13 protein-coding genes are annotated in these 13,623 nt (G+C 71.7%); 6 read left to right on the forward strand and 7 right to left on the reverse strand.

All coding sequences use genetic code 11. The features are described 5' to 3' along the window. Nucleotides 1-138: 138 nt before the first annotated feature. Nucleotides 139-1,692 carry a gluconokinase gene (locus ACLQ27_RS17215; protein ID WP_425867592.1) on the forward strand — a complete coding sequence of 518 codons (1,554 nt, stop codon included), beginning with the start codon at nucleotides 139-141 and terminating at the stop codon, nucleotides 1,690-1,692. Nucleotides 1,693-1,772: 80 nt separating this feature from the next. Further along, a complete protein-coding gene (locus tag ACLQ27_RS17220) occupies nucleotides 1,773-3,437 on the forward strand; it encodes an SLC13 family permease (RefSeq protein ID WP_425867874.1) in 1,665 nt (554 codons plus the stop codon). A gap of 12 nt (nucleotides 3,438-3,449) precedes the next feature. Here the strand turns inward: ACLQ27_RS17220 and ACLQ27_RS17225 are convergent, their stop codons facing one another. After that, nucleotides 3,450-3,734, reverse strand: a complete 285-nt coding sequence (locus ACLQ27_RS17225) for a putative quinol monooxygenase (protein ID WP_234583040.1) — start codon at nucleotides 3,732-3,734, stop codon at nucleotides 3,450-3,452. A 155-nt stretch (nucleotides 3,735-3,889) separates the two neighbouring features. Here ACLQ27_RS17225 and ACLQ27_RS17230 point away from each other — a divergent pair, with 155 nt between their 5' ends. Next, complete coding sequence (locus ACLQ27_RS17230; RefSeq protein ID WP_357493872.1) at nucleotides 3,890-5,290, forward strand: serine hydrolase; 1,401 nt, start codon at nucleotides 3,890-3,892, stop codon at nucleotides 5,288-5,290. Nucleotides 5,291-5,297: 7 nt separating this feature from the next. On the opposite strand, the gene ACLQ27_RS17235 is transcribed toward ACLQ27_RS17230, so the two are convergent. The 3 genes from ACLQ27_RS17235 to ACLQ27_RS17245 all read right to left on the reverse strand — a co-directional run bounded on the left by ACLQ27_RS17235 (nucleotide 5,298) and on the right by ACLQ27_RS17245 (nucleotide 9,304). Next, a complete protein-coding gene (locus tag ACLQ27_RS17235; RefSeq protein WP_425867594.1) occupies nucleotides 5,298-6,098 on the reverse strand; it encodes a hypothetical protein in 801 nt (266 codons plus the stop codon). 120 nt (nucleotides 6,099-6,218) lie between these two features. Next, nucleotides 6,219-6,977, reverse strand: coding sequence for a MerR family transcriptional regulator (locus ACLQ27_RS17240; RefSeq protein WP_357493868.1), 759 nt, complete (start codon nucleotides 6,975-6,977; stop codon nucleotides 6,219-6,221). Between the two features lie 50 nt (nucleotides 6,978-7,027). Further along, complete coding sequence (locus ACLQ27_RS17245; RefSeq protein ID WP_357493866.1) at nucleotides 7,028-9,304, reverse strand: putative bifunctional diguanylate cyclase/phosphodiesterase; 2,277 nt, start codon at nucleotides 9,302-9,304, stop codon at nucleotides 7,028-7,030. Between the two features lie 225 nt (nucleotides 9,305-9,529). Between ACLQ27_RS17245 and ACLQ27_RS17250 the strand changes: the two genes are divergently transcribed. Beyond that, nucleotides 9,530-10,711: a hypothetical protein gene (locus ACLQ27_RS17250; RefSeq protein ID WP_425867597.1), complete on the forward strand. Its 1,182-nt coding sequence runs from the start codon at nucleotides 9,530-9,532 to the stop codon at nucleotides 10,709-10,711. 218 nt (nucleotides 10,712-10,929) lie between these two features. Here the strand turns inward: ACLQ27_RS17250 and ACLQ27_RS17255 are convergent, their stop codons facing one another. After that, a complete protein-coding gene (locus ACLQ27_RS17255; RefSeq protein ID WP_355132985.1) occupies nucleotides 10,930-11,163 on the reverse strand; it encodes a zinc-ribbon domain-containing protein in 234 nt (77 codons plus the stop codon). 109 nt (nucleotides 11,164-11,272) lie between these two features. On the opposite strand from ACLQ27_RS17255, the gene ACLQ27_RS17260 reads away from it, so the two are divergent. Together ACLQ27_RS17260 and ACLQ27_RS17265 are read left to right on the forward strand one after the other, a co-directional pair. After that, on the forward strand, nucleotides 11,273-11,638 hold the full coding sequence (locus tag ACLQ27_RS17260) for a type II toxin-antitoxin system RelE/ParE family toxin (protein ID WP_357493862.1): 366 nt from the start codon (nucleotides 11,273-11,275) through the stop codon (nucleotides 11,636-11,638). Then, on the forward strand, nucleotides 11,629-11,952 hold the full coding sequence (locus tag ACLQ27_RS17265) for a helix-turn-helix domain-containing protein (RefSeq protein ID WP_255786750.1): 324 nt from the start codon (nucleotides 11,629-11,631) through the stop codon (nucleotides 11,950-11,952). Before ACLQ27_RS17260 ends, ACLQ27_RS17265 begins: the two co-directional genes overlap by 10 nt. A gap of 181 nt (nucleotides 11,953-12,133) precedes the next feature. Here ACLQ27_RS17265 and ACLQ27_RS17270 read toward each other — a convergent pair whose 3' ends face one another. Continuing rightward, entirely contained in the window at nucleotides 12,134-13,003 is an 870-nt protein-coding gene (locus ACLQ27_RS17270; RefSeq protein WP_357493859.1) for an SRPBCC family protein, read from the reverse strand. Continuing rightward, a complete protein-coding gene (locus ACLQ27_RS17275) occupies nucleotides 12,996-13,553 on the reverse strand; it encodes a winged helix-turn-helix domain-containing protein (protein WP_234583050.1) in 558 nt (185 codons plus the stop codon). The genes ACLQ27_RS17270 and ACLQ27_RS17275 overlap by 8 nt, the downstream gene beginning before the upstream one ends. Nucleotides 13,554-13,623: the final 70 nt, after the last annotated feature.

Below are 13,623 nucleotides of genomic sequence, written 5' to 3' on the forward strand. Positions count from 1 at the left end.
GCAACCCGGACGATAGGGCGATACTGCTGCGTCGATTCACCTTCCGTCGTGTCGTGCGGGGCGGTCGCGGTCTCGGTAACGTCAGCCGCAGCCGGGTGGCGACGCCGCCGCACCGCCTGCACGAAGGGGGTGAGGGTCATGCCGCCAGACACCCTGCCCGGTGTGGTGATCGGGGTCGACATCGGCACCACGAGCACCAAGACCATGGCGTACGACACCGACGGGCGGCTGCTGGCCAGCCACTCCGCCGCATATCCCCTCGACGATCCGCACCCCGGGTACGCCGAGCAGGACCCGGAGGTGATCCTCGCCGCCGTCGTCGAGTCGATCCGGACCGTGGTGGGCGAGCTGACCGTTCCGGTCTCCGGCCTGGCCTTCTGCTCCGCCATGCACAGCCTCATCGGGCTCGACGCGGCCGGCAAGCCGCTCACGCCGTCGGTGACCTGGGCCGACTCCCGGGCCACCCGCCAGGCCGAGCGGCTGCGGGCGGTGCCGTCCGGGCTGGCCCTGCACCGGCGTACCGGTACGCCCATGCACCCGATGTCACCCCTGCCCAAGCTGCTCTGGTTCGCCGAGCAGGAGCCCCGGCTCTTCGAGCGCGTCGCGCACTGGGTCGGCATCAAGGACTGGGTGCTGCTGCGACTCTGCGAGGCGCTGGTCACCGACCACTCGATCGCCTCGGCCACCGGCCTGATGAACATTCACACCCTCGAATGGGACACCGAGGCGCTGACGATCGCGGGCATCACCGAGGAGCAGTTGCCGCAACTTGTCGCCACCACCGCCGTCCTGCCCGGCCTCACCCCGCAGGCGGCCAGCGCCCTCGGCCTGCCGCCACGCACCCCGGTGGTGGTCGGCGCCGGTGACGGACCGCTGGCCAATCTGGGCCTGGGCGCGGTGCACCCCGGCATGGTGGCCTGCTCGATCGGCACCAGCGGCGCCATGCGGGTCATGGTCGAACGCCCCGGCGTGGACCCGCTGGGCGGGGTGTTCTGCTACGCGCTGACCGAGGATCGCTGGGTGGTCGGCGGCGCGATCAACAACGGCGGCATCGTCCTCAAGTGGGCGGGCGCGGCGTTGGCGCCGGACTTGGGCGAGCACCCCGAGGAGGATCTGGTGGCCCTCGCGGCCCGTGCCCCGGTCGGCTCGGGCGGGCTCATCATGCTGCCGTACCTGCACAGCGAACGGGCTCCACACTGGAGCGCGCTGCCCCGCGGCGCGTACGTCGGGTTGACCCACGGGCACCGCCGCGAACACCTCGTCCGGGCCGCGATGGAGGGGGTCTGCCAACAGCTCGCGCTGGTGCTCACCTCCGTACGTGCCGCCGGCAACGAGGTTCGCGAGATCCGGGCCGGTGGCGGCTTCGCCCGCAGTGGCCTGTGGCGGCAGATGCTCGCCGACGTGCTCGGCATGCCGGTGAGCTTCCCGGCCGGCCGTGAGGGGTCGAGCTTCGGCGCGGCCCTGCTCGGCATGCAGGCGCTGGGCCTGATCCCCAGCATCGACGTGGCGGCCGACCTGGTCCGCATCGAGGAGGTCATCCGCCCCGACCCGGCCGCCGCCGCCACGTACGCGGCGCTGCTGCCGCTCTTCGCCGAGCTGTACGACGCGCTGGTGCCCACCTTCACGTCGATGCGCCGGCTGGAACCCGGCCTGCCCGCCGAGCCGGCCAACCCCGCAGGACCACCGATGTAGGCCCTTCGGCCGGCCCCACCCAGGGTCGACCCCCCGTCCCGAAGGTCGTGATCGCCGTGCTCCCACCCCTCACCGAACCGCTGACCTCCCTCGCCACGCCGGCGTCGCTCGCGCACGCCTCGTTCGCCGCGCCGGCCGAGCCGGTCACCACCGCCGGCGACGGCCAGCTCGTCCTCGCCGCGGTGCTCGGCATCGTCGCCGTGGTGCTGCTGATCGCCTGGGCCAAGGTCCACCCGTTCCTGTCGCTGATCCTCGGCGCGGCGGTGCTCGGCGTGGTGGCGAGCGTCGCGCCCGACAAGATGATCACCTCGTTCACCGGTGGCGTCGGCACCACTGTCGGCGGCGTCGGGCTGCTGATCGCGCTGGGAGCCATGATCGGCGGTCTGCTCGCCGAGTCCGGTGGCGCGGACGGCATCGTCAGCCGGGTCGTCGGTCGGGTGTCCGGCCGCGCGCTGCCCTGGGCGATGGCCGGGGTGGCGGCGCTCATCGGCTTGCCGCTCTTCTTCGAGGTCGGCGTGGTGCTGCTGGTGCCGATCGTGCTGCTCGTCTCGATGCGCACCGACGTGCCGCTGATGAAACTCGGCATCCCGGCGCTGGCCGGCCTGTCGGTGCTGCACGGCCTCGTGCCACCGCACCCGGGGCCGCTGGTGGCGATCTCGTCGCTCAACGCCGACCTGGGCCTGACGCTCGGACTGGGCCTGCTGGTGGCGATCCCCACGGTGATCATCTCGGGGCCGGTCTTCGGCAACCTCATCGCCCGGTACGTGCCGGCGACCGCACCCGCCGCGCTGCTGCCCACCCGCCGCCGGCCCGCCACCCCCGCGGGCACCCCCGAAACGCCGGGCACCAGCGTAACGACGGACACGGTCGGAACGACTGGCGTAGCCGGAACGACGGGCCCAGCTGGAACGACTGGCATCACCGGAACGACGGGCCAAGCTGGAACGACCGGCACCGCCGGGACGCCGGCTCGGCGCGATGTGGACGGCGACCTGCTCACCGACGACGATCTCGTCAACCCGGGCGGCGGTCGACCGGGCGAGCCGGTGGACGACAGCGGCACGGAGACCGCCCGGCGTACCCCGGCGTTCTGGCCCGCGGTGATCACCGTGCTGCTGCCGGTGGTGCTGATGCTGCTCCGCGCGATCGGCGAGCTGGCGCTGGACGAGGGCACGGCGGGCCGCAAGACGCTCGACATCGTCGGCACGCCGATCGTGGCGCTGCTCGCCGGGGTGATCCTGGCGATGTTCACCCTCGGCTACCAGGCCGGGTTCAGCCGGTCCCAGGTCTCGTCGGTGCTCGGCGGTTCGCTGCCCCCGATCGCCGGCATCCTGCTGATCGTGGCGGCCGGCGGCGGGTTCAAGCAGGTGCTGGTGGACGCCGGGGTCGGCAACCTGGTCGCCGACGCCGCCAAGGACGCGAACCTCTCCCCGTTGCTGCTGGGTTGGCTGGTGGCGGTCGGCATCCGGGTCGCCACCGGCTCGGCGACGGTAGCCACCATCACGGCGGCGGGCATCGTGGCACCGCTCGCCGCGACCCTGGACCGGCCGGGGGTGGCCCTGCTGGCGCTGGCCATCGGCTGTGGGTCGCTGTTCTTCTCGCACGTCAACGATGCCGGGTTCTGGCTGGTCAAGGAGTACTTCGGCCTGACCGTCGGCCAGACCATCAAGAGCTGGTCGGTGATGGAGACGCTCATCTCGGTGATCGGCTTCGCCGGCGTACTCCTGCTCGATCTGCTGGTGTAGCGCGCGGAGGGGTCAGGCCGCCTCGACGCCGGAGATCAGATAACGGTGCACGTCGGCGTCGAGGATGGCCACCGTCTGGGCGTCGCTCGGCCCGGCGCCGCGGAACGCCGCCAACTGCTCCGGGGACTCCCAGCGCTCGAAGACGTGGATCCGGCCCGGGTCGAGCGGATCCGCCGCGAGCAGGAAGTCGAGGCAGCCGGCCGCCGCGCGGGCCTGTTCGATGACCTGGCGGCAACCGGAGAGGTAGTCGTCGCGGGCGTCCGGCTCGACGCGCAGACTGCCGGCAATGATCAACATGGGTGCCTCCCCGGGCCGGTGTCGCTGATGCCCTTGATACCGCAGAGTCATATTTATACCTCTGAGGTATGTCGCTCCCGGACACATCGGCTCCCGGACGGGTGATGGCGGTCCCGGCAGCCCCATCCGCCTCCCCCGCTTCTTATCGTGCAAACGTGAGAAAAAGCGACAAGAAGCGCTCATCTTCCCTCTTCGTGCCGTACCCCCGCGTACCCCTGCGGTGGCTGGCGACGACAGTCGCGCTGGTCGTCGTCGCGACGACCGGGCCGGCCACCGCCGACGGCCTCGACCCGGCAACCGGCCCGGACCACCGGACCACGCCGGGGTACGGGACCGAGCCGGCCCACGACGGACCGACGGGAAACGACGGGCCGGTCGACGAGGACGGGCGCAGCGACGAGCCGGGCGTGGAGCCCGCGCCGGAGCGAGCGCCGACAAGTGAGGTGTCCTGGCTGTCGTTCCCCGGCGGGGCGTTCGCTGTGGACTCGCTCGGGCACACCGTGCGATACCGGGCCTGCGACGGCGACACCGGCCGGGTCGCCGATCCGGACATGCGGGTCGCCGCCGGGGTGGCCAGTGGCGAGGTCACCGTCGAGGGCAGGAGCTTTCGCTACCGGGTGCCGCTGATCGGGCGCAGCGCGGGCACGCTCGTGGTGTCCGGGCCGCAGGCTCAGCCGGTGGAGCTGCCCGGCGTGGTGGTCACCAGCCCGCAGCCGCCCACCGATCCGGTCGAGGGCGCCCGGCTGTTCCCGCTCAGCGGGCAGCTCGCCCGGGTGGTCGCCGACGCGAGCCTCAACCCGTCCGGAGCGACAGTCCGCGACCTGTCCGGCCGGTACGGGGACCAGCAGATCTCGGTCAACGGCGCGCTGCGCCCCAAGGCCGCCAGCGTCATCAAGCTGTGGATCCTGGTGGAGCTGCTCCGCCGGGTCGACTGTGGACAGGTGTCGCTGGACGACGGCGTGCTGGTGACACCTGCCGACGTGGTCGGCGGCACCGGTCAGCTCCAGTTCGAGACGTTTCCGCAGGTGGTCACGTTGTACCGGCTCGCCCGATACCTGATCAAGTACAGCGACAACGTCGCGGCCAACGTGCTGATCACCTACCTGGGCGGGTTCGCCCCGGTCAACGCGCTGATCGACTCGATGAACCAGCGGTCCACCATCCTGGCCCGCCGGATGCTCGACAGCGCGGCGGCCCAGCGCGGCGAGGAGAACTACACAAGCCCGGACGACGTGGTGTCGCTGCTCGGCGCGGTCTGGGACGGCGAGATCCTCACCCCGGCCTCCCGCGACCTGATGATCGGCTTCATGCGGGAACAGACCCTGAACACCAAGATCCCGGCGGCGCTGCCGCCCGGAGTTCCGGTGGCCCACAAGACCGGCGACCTGCCGGACGCCTCCCACGACGTCGGCTACTACCTGATCCCCGGCACCGAGACCGCCGTCGCCTTCCTCACCGCCGGCCCGATGGCGACCGGCGACGAGACGGTCCGCCGGATGGCCCGGACCGTCTACGACTTCCTGGTCACCCCGAGCGACGGAGCGGTCGAGGAGTGAACCGGCGTCAGGCGCCAGGGATGTTCGCCGGCGGGTCCTCCCCGACCAGGTCGGCCGCCGGCGGGTCCGCCGCCACCGACAGCCCGAAATCCGAGTACGTCAGGTCGAGTTGAGCCGTCTTCTCCTGCTCGGTGGCCAACTCGATCCGGTAACGGACCAACCGGCCCTGCTCGTCGACGCTGGCGGTGAAGGGCACCTTCGCGGCCCGGTCACCGAGCACCCCGCCGATCCCGCCGCCCAGCACGGCGGCGCTGTCGCGCAGATCCAGCGTGCCCGCGTACTCCCGGGCCCCGGTCTGGCGGACGACGGACGGCGCGGTCAGCGTGCTGGCCAGCCGCGTGTTGTCCAGGCCCTTGTTGGTGACCGGTCGGCCCGGCCTGCCGACGTGCCACCAGGTCCTGCCGTCCCAGACCGGCACCCGGCGGTCCGGGGCGCTGACCCGCACGTAGACGTCCGCACCGGTGGTCAGCCGCTCGATCCGCACCTCGCCGTTGCGCACCTTGAGCGAGGTGGTCTCCGTGCCGCGCCGCGCCTTCGGGTCCCACGTCAGGACCGTGGTGTCCCCCTCGGCCGTCGCGCCGCTGCCCACCGTCAGCCGGTACGCCTGCTCGTCGACCTTCGCGGCGGCGGCCACCAGCACACCGGCCGGGTCGGTCGGGGCCGGAGCCGCGCCGGTCGGGGAGGTCGACGCACCGGCTGACGGGCGGCCCGCCTCCGGCTCGTCACCGGCTGCGACCACTGCCCACACGCCGACCGCGACGGCCACGACGAGGACAGCGCCGACGGCGACCAGCTTGGGCTTCTTCACTGTCATCTCCCCTGGGCGGGGCGCCCGCCGGCCGGTCGCCGATCGACGCGTACCGCGGTGCGGTCCGGCCAGAGTAGCCGGACCGCACCGACAGCCGTTCCCGGCCGACCACCCCGTCGATCAGGCGCGGCTGATCGCGTTGGCGTGGATCGCCTCGTGCAGGTACGCCGCCAGGCCGGCGGCGATGTTCTCGTAGTACGCGGTGAACCGCTCGTCGGCCAGGTACATGTCGGCCAACCCGGTGTGCATCTCGTACGAGCACTCGTAGAACCAGCGGCTGATGAGCTGCCGGTGCTCCTCGGCCAGGTCCATCGCCTCCGGGCCGTCCGCCGGTGCGCCCGCGGCCAGCAGCGCGACGATCCGCCGGCCCCAGTCCTCGTTCTCGGCCTTGTTACGCAGCCAGTCGTCCTTGCGGTAGCCGGCGACCCGCCGGTTCGACTCCCGGTACGCGTCGGTGTCGCCCCAGCGCTGCTCCGCCTCGGCCGCGTGCTCCTCCGGCCTGAAGTCGCCGAAGACCTCGAACCGTTCCTCCGGCGTGAGTTGGATGTTCAACTTGCTCGCCTCCATCGCGAACTCGACAGCCGTGACCATCTCCTGCAACCGCTTGATCCGTACCGTCAGCAGCTCGTGCTGTCGGCGCAGATGCGCGGCCGGATCGGCCGCCGGGTCGTCGATGATCGCGGTGATCTCCTCAAGTGGGAAACCCAGCTCGCGGTAGTACAGGACGAGTTGCAGCCGTTGCAGGTCCGCGTCGTCGTAGCGGCGGTAGCCGGTCGGCGTCCGGCCGCTCGGCGAGAGCAGACCGATCTCGTCGTAGTGGTGCAGCGTCCGTACCGTCACGCCGGCGATCCTCGCCACCTGACCCACCGTGTACGCCATGGTTCCCCTCCCTTCCGGGAACCAGGCTCCCGCCTGCCGTTACGTCAGGGTCAAGCTCGATTCTGACCCACCGTGGCGGGGCTGTCCGGACGCCCGTACAGATAGCCCTGGCCCCGTGGGCAGCCGATCGCGGCGACCGCGTCGTGCTGGCGTTCGGTCTCCACGCCCTCGGCGATCACCGCCAGGTCGAACGCTCCGGCCAGCCGGGTGACCATCTCCACCGTGGCGTACGCCCGGTCGTCCGTGCCCAGCCGTGCCACGAACGACCTGTCGATCTTCAGCTCGGTGGCCGGGATGCGGTGCAGGTAGCTCAACGACGAGTAGCCCGTGCCGAAGTCGTCGATGGCGATCTGGATGCCCAGCTCCCGCAGCTGGTGCAGCCGTTCCAGCACCGCGTCGGTCCCCTCGATCAACGCCGACTCGGTCAGCTCCAGCGTCAACGCGCGCGGCGCCAACCCGGCGCTGGCGGTGGCCGCCGTGACCGTGGCGATCAGGTCGGGCCGGCGCAGGTGTGCCGCGGCGATGTTCACCGCGACCGTCGCCTCCGGCGCGCGGGCCCGCCAGGTCGCCGCCGCCCGACACGCCTCGTGGATCACCCAGCGGTCGATCGGGAGGATCAGCCCGGTCTCCTCGGCCAGCGGCAGGAACTTCGCCGGCGGCAGCATCCCGAGCCGGGGATGCCGCCAGCGCACCAACGCCTCGGCGCTGCGGACCGCACCGCTGGACAGGTCGACGATGGGCTGGAACTCCAGGTGCAGCTGCTCCTCGTCGACGGCCCGGCGCAGGTCGGCGATCAACTCCGCCCGGGACACGGCCGACTCGCGCAGGCCCGGCGTGCACGTCCGGTACGCGGACTTGCCGGCCGCCTTCGCCGCGTACATGGCGATGTCGGCGTCGCGCAGGAGGTCGGTGTGCGAGGCGTGCTGCGGCCCGTACTCGGCGATGCCGATGCTCGCCGACGGGTGCACGCCCACGTCCTCCTCACCCTCGGACGGCCGCAGCGCGTCCAGCAGACGTTCGGCCAGCCGCTCCGGCGACACCGGCCCCTCCCGCTCGACCAGCACCGCGAACTCGTCCCCGCCGAGCCGCGCGATGGTGCCGTCGCCGGCCACCGCCGTCCGCATCCGAGCCGCCAGGCCGGTCAGCAGGGTGTCCCCGGTGGCGTGCCCGAACCGGTCGTTGACCTGCTTGAACCCGTCGAGGTCGAGCAGCAGGACGGCCACCGGCCGGCCGTCGCGCAGAGCCAGGCGCAGCAGCCTGTTGAACAACAGCCGATTCGGTAGGCCGGTGAGCTGGTCGCCGTACGCGAGCCGGCGCAGTCGCGCCACCAGGCGCAGGTTCTCGTTGGCGGCCAGCCCCTGGCGCACGGCGAGAGCGGCGAGCAACGTCATCATGGTCACGAAGACCAGCGGCGGGGTCTGGCCGGTGGGCCGGCGGGCCAGCAGCACCGCGATGATCGCCCCACCGACCGGCAGGTACGGCAGCGCCACCCGCCACCACGGCGGCAGCGGCGACTCGGCGGTCTCGTCGGTGCCGTCGCAGTCCGGCGGCGGCGGGTTCCCCGTGGCCAGGCCGATCAGCAGGTAGCTCAGCGGCCAGCACAGGTCGATGGGGTGACCGGCGGCGTAGTCAGCGCGGGCGACAAGCGAGACGTAGACGACGTCGGCTACCACCCGGATGGTGAGGCTCACCGCGAGCACGCTCATCGGCCGCCACAGCGGTCGCGCCGGCCCGGCCACCGCCACCAGGATGGTGAGCTGCATCAGGTCGAACATCGGGTAGAGCAGCCCCAGCGTGCGCGCCGGGTCGGCCAGCTCGGCGGCGGCGACCCCGCGGAACACCAGCACCCAGCCGATCGGCACCAGGGCCAGCGCGACGATCACGCCGTCCAGCAGCGTCCGGGCCCGGCCCACCCCCGTCCGGGGCCCGGACGGGGAGCTGAGCAGCGCGGCCGTGCCGGTGAGAATGCCGGCGGTGAAGACCACCCCGACCAGCGGAGTGTGCGGCAGGTCGCCGCCGACGAGCCGCTGCGCCGTCCAGATCGCCCGGCCCAGCGCCGCGAGCGCCATGGTGCCGGCGAGCAGCCTCCAGAACCTGCGCAGCGGGGCCGGGTGCCGACGGGCCACGCCGGCGCAGGCGACGGTCGCCCAGCCGGCCACCACCAGCGCGCCCACGTCGCTGACCAGCGCGGCCCCGGGCAGCGCCGCGACCAGCCAGAACGCCTCCAGGAGGACCACCGAGCCCGCGCCGACCAGCCCGACGCGGCTGAGCCGGGCCGGCGCGACGCCACTGGTCCGCGCGGCCTGCTTCACGTCCTGTCGCGACACGGTCGCTCCGGCTCTTCGTCGTACGTGCACCCTCGGCGGACCTGTCCACGGCAAACCCCGAAAGCCTAGCCAGCGCCCCGGGTGCCCGCCAAGGTCCGGACGGCCGCGCGCATCGAGCCGGTCCGGCCACGTAGGACGGTCCTTCCGGAACGGTCCGCCTCCGGGTGGCGTCGCGACGCGCGGACGTACCCCCGCCGCCACCCGGTGCGCCGTACCATCTCCGCGGTGACCTCTCCCCGCCGACGGCTGGTGGCCGCGTCCGTCCTCCTGGTGATCGAAGCGCTGCTGTTCGCGCTCGTCGTCACCGAGTCCCTGGTGGGTGCCATCGTCGTCGTCGGCATCACCTGCCTGTCGCTGTGGGTGCACACAGTCCTGCACGAGTGCGGGCACCTCGTCGCGGCGAAGCTGCTGCGCCTGGAGGTCGTCGCGGTCCGTGTCGCACCGTTCACCAGGTGGCGCAACAACGTGGCGATCCGGCCGGCGCCGTCGACGACCGCGTTGCCGCTGCGCCTGGTGCTGTTCTACCTCGCCGGCCCGGTGGTCAACCTGTGCACCGCTGCGGCGCTCGGTGCGGCGACGGCGTCGGCGACCACAGCGGTGACCCGTCTCGCGCTGTTCGGCACGGCGCTTCTGGCGGCGCTTCGCGGACTGGTCAGCCTCGTCCCCTCGCCCCGCAGCGACGGCCGCAACCTGCTCCACTGGCTCCGGGCGCCGACCGCCACCGGCGCGGCGCTGTGGGCTGCCTACTACGAGGAGGAGATAGCCCGGACGCTGCGGACGATCAGCCCCGTGGAGGCGGCCGACGGTCACCGCGCGGATCCGGATCGCTTCGGTGACGAGCCGCGGCTCGCGCTCGCCGCCTTCCAACGGCGCTGGAGCACCGGCCACGGGCGCTCCCCGACGGACTTCGTGGCCGACGCCGAGCGACTCGCGGCGACGGCTCGCGCCGACAGCACCGATCCCCCGACGGCCGCCGCCATCGGGCAGGTCCTCAGCGTCCAGTTCGGGTTGTGGTACCTGCACGCCGCGGTGGTGGCCCGATCGCCTGTCGCGCACCGGGAGGTGGTGGAGATCTGGGAACTGGCGGAGCTCGGCTCCCGGGTGCGGCCACAGAGCTTGGCCGCCCGTGTCGCGATGAGCCTGGCGTACCTGCTCAACCAGCGGCCCGAGCAGGCGCGGTCGCTACTTCTCGACGTCCGGCCCGGGGTGGACCCGCCGGACCTGTGCGCCGTCGCGTCTCTCCTGCGGGCCATCGCGGAGTGCCACCTCGGCAACCGCGCCGACGCGGACGCCCACATCAGGGCGGCCGGCGGCGGCTACCCGCAACTGGCCCAGCTCGTCGCCACGATCCGGGCGGCGGATCCGATGCCCCCGCTGTTCGCCCCGGCACCGATGGCTGACACCTGACAGGTGCGCCGCCAACCACCGGTACGGGCGTACGTCAGCGGCCGGCGGAGCGGTTCCACGGCGAGCGCGGCAGCGTGGTGCCGGCCAGCGGTCGACGCGCGCGTCGGCGCTTGCGCCGGCCCGGGGTGCAGGGCGGGCGGCGAACGGTGTGCACCAGAGGGCCGGCGGGCCGGGGTTGCCTGCCGATCAGCCAGCACAGGAAGCGGGCCATCTGCGGTTCAGCCGACCGGGAGGCGCTGGGCGTCGGACTTGGCGATTTCGTACTGCGCGCCGCAGAACGTGCACTGCTGCGCGTAGCGGGTGCGGATCGGGATGAGCGGAATGAAGAAGAGGGTGAACCTGGTCGACCGGCGGGTGATGACCTGCGCGGCGTGATTGCCGCAGTGGCGGCAGACCTGCTGCACGACGCCGGACCTGTCGACCTTCGTACGCAGACCGAAGATGAAGAACATCGCCCGCCATTACCCACTCGGCCCCGAAAAGTCACCGGGTCCGACAGCCGGATCGGTGAAACCCACCCGAACACTCGCCACAGGGTATAGCGTTCGCTATACTTCTTTGGTGCGTCAGGAAGATTGGGACGTCTTCGTCGTCGACGAGGTTCGAGACTGGATCGACGGCCTTGATCAAGCGACGTTCGCCCGCGTTGTGCAGGCGATCGATGCTCTCGCCGAAGCCGGGCCCGGGCTGGGACGGCCGCTCGTCGACACCATCACCGGCTCATCGATAGCCAACCTGAAAGAGTTGCGGCCAGGCACTGTCCGCATCCTCTTCGTGTTCGACCCCTGGCGAGCCAGCATTCTCCTTGTCGCCGGCGACAAAGCGGGTCAGTGGAGCAGCTGGTATCGACAGGCCATCCCGCTCGCCGAACAACGGTATGAGATCTACTTGAAGGAACGCACACAGCAGGAAGGGGGATGGCGGTGAGCGGTCATGTGCGGTGGTCGGACGTTCGGGCGGAGTATGTGCAGCGCGCTGGCGGCGAGGCGGCCGTCGAGGCGGGCAAGGAGGAGCTGCTCGCGCAGGTCGTCGGGCACCGTCTCGCAGAGGTCCGACGTGCTCGCGGTTTCACTCAGCAACAGATCGCTGAGCGGATGGGCGTGACCAAGGGCCGCGTGTCCCAGATCGAGCAGGGCCGGATCTCCGGCCAGGATGTGGTGGCCCGGTACGCCGCGGCACTCGGCGGCCGGCTGCACCAGGCGATCTACTTCGATGACGGAGACATCGCCGCCATCGCCTGAGACGCTCGGGTGGCGTGCCCGACCGGAGCCGCCCCGACCAACACAAGATCCGCACAAGTGCCGGGAAACTGCTGCCTCCGCACCGCTTGAGGCAGCAGTTTCCCTGATGTTGCTCGGATGTTGAACCCAGCTCGCTGAGCGGATGGGCGTGACCACCCGGGCGGGCTTCCCGGCGCGACGGTCAGCTCGCGGGCTCGGGCTCCAGGCCGGGCACCTCGGTCGCGAGCCAGATCGGCTGCCAGTCCGGCACCTCGTGGAAGCGGCGCAGCTCGGCCAGGCCGGCCACCGACCCGCTCCAGGCAGCGTACGGAGGATTGCCCTCGTCGAAGCCGCTCTGCACGAAGGTCAGCGTGGTCCGGCCGTTGGACTCGGCCAGCTCCCAGTTCGTGACGCCGGTCGGTCCCCAGTCCACGGACATCTTCCGGCCCGGCTCCAGGTCGACGATCTTGGCCGCGTACCCGGTCTCGAAGCCGCCCATCGCGTATCGGCCGCCGACCCACGGCTCGATCCCGATCGGGTAGCCGAACCAGGCGCTGGCCTGCTCGGAGTCGGTGAGCGACTCCCACACCTTGTCCATCGGGGCGGCGATGACCAGCTCGCCGCGCAGGTCGGCGGAGGTGAAGTCGGTACGCGGCAGCAGCGGCCGACCCTCCAGGTGGGCGGCCAGGTTGGCGATGGACAGCGCCCAGAACGTCTGGAGCACGCCCCGGATGCTGGAACCGCTCATCGCCTCGGCGAAGTCGAAGTGGCTCTGGGTCAGCGTCAACACCGTGCTGTCCGTGCCCTCGGCTGTCAACTGGAACTCGGTGGTGGTCTCCACCCCGTCGAGCACCCAGCCGAAGCGCAGCGTGTCGTCGTCGGCGTGCAGCAGACGCTGGTGCGGGGCGTCACCCTCGGGCGTGTAGCGACCCCAGAACTCGTACCGCTGGGGCAGCTCGACCTCGGCGTGCTCGGCCAGCCAGAGTCGCAGCTCGGCCGGGTCGGTCAGGGCCTCACGGACGCGCCCGACAGACGCGGAGAGGCGGGCCTGGACCTTCAGCTGTTCACTCATTGTCATTCCCTTTCGGATAGCAGGCGACGGCGAGCTTGAAGGCATCGCCTTCGCTCCCGCCGTAGCGACTGAACAGGTCCTGAAGTGCGGTTTGCAGGTCGTGCAGGAACTGCTGGCGCTGCTCGGCGGGCACCCGGATCTCGCCGGAGACCCCGATCGAGGGCAGTTCGGGCGCCGAGCGGTCCAGGTCGGCGATGTCGGCCTGGACCTCCTCCATCAGGTCGAGCAGGTAGCCCAGGCTCAGCTCGTCGCGGGCCCGGCGCAGCCCGATCCGGCCGACCAGCCGCGGGGAGAGCCAGTAGGACCGGGCGGCGGCCTGGTAGATGCCTTCGGTGATGCCGCGAACCTTGCGCTCGTTGACGAGCTCGACCAGGCCGGCCGAGACGAGCTGCTTGACGTGGTAGTAGACGCGCTGCGGCGTCTGGTCGAGTCGGGCCGCGACCTCCGTGCAGGTGCGCGGTTCGGCGAGTTGCCGCAGCACCTCGACGCGCTGCGGCTTGAGCAGGACTTCGGCCTGCTCGATCTGCTCCAGGTACAGGACGTCTCTCATGGCAAAATCAGTTTGTACGTACAAAATTTGTTTGTCAATCGCTTCGCGAGAAGCCGCGCCGACTTTCTCG

Source organism: Micromonospora sp. DT63 (genome assembly GCF_049841615.1).
In the GTDB taxonomy this organism is placed as follows: Bacteria; Actinomycetota; Actinomycetes; order Mycobacteriales; family Micromonosporaceae; genus Micromonospora.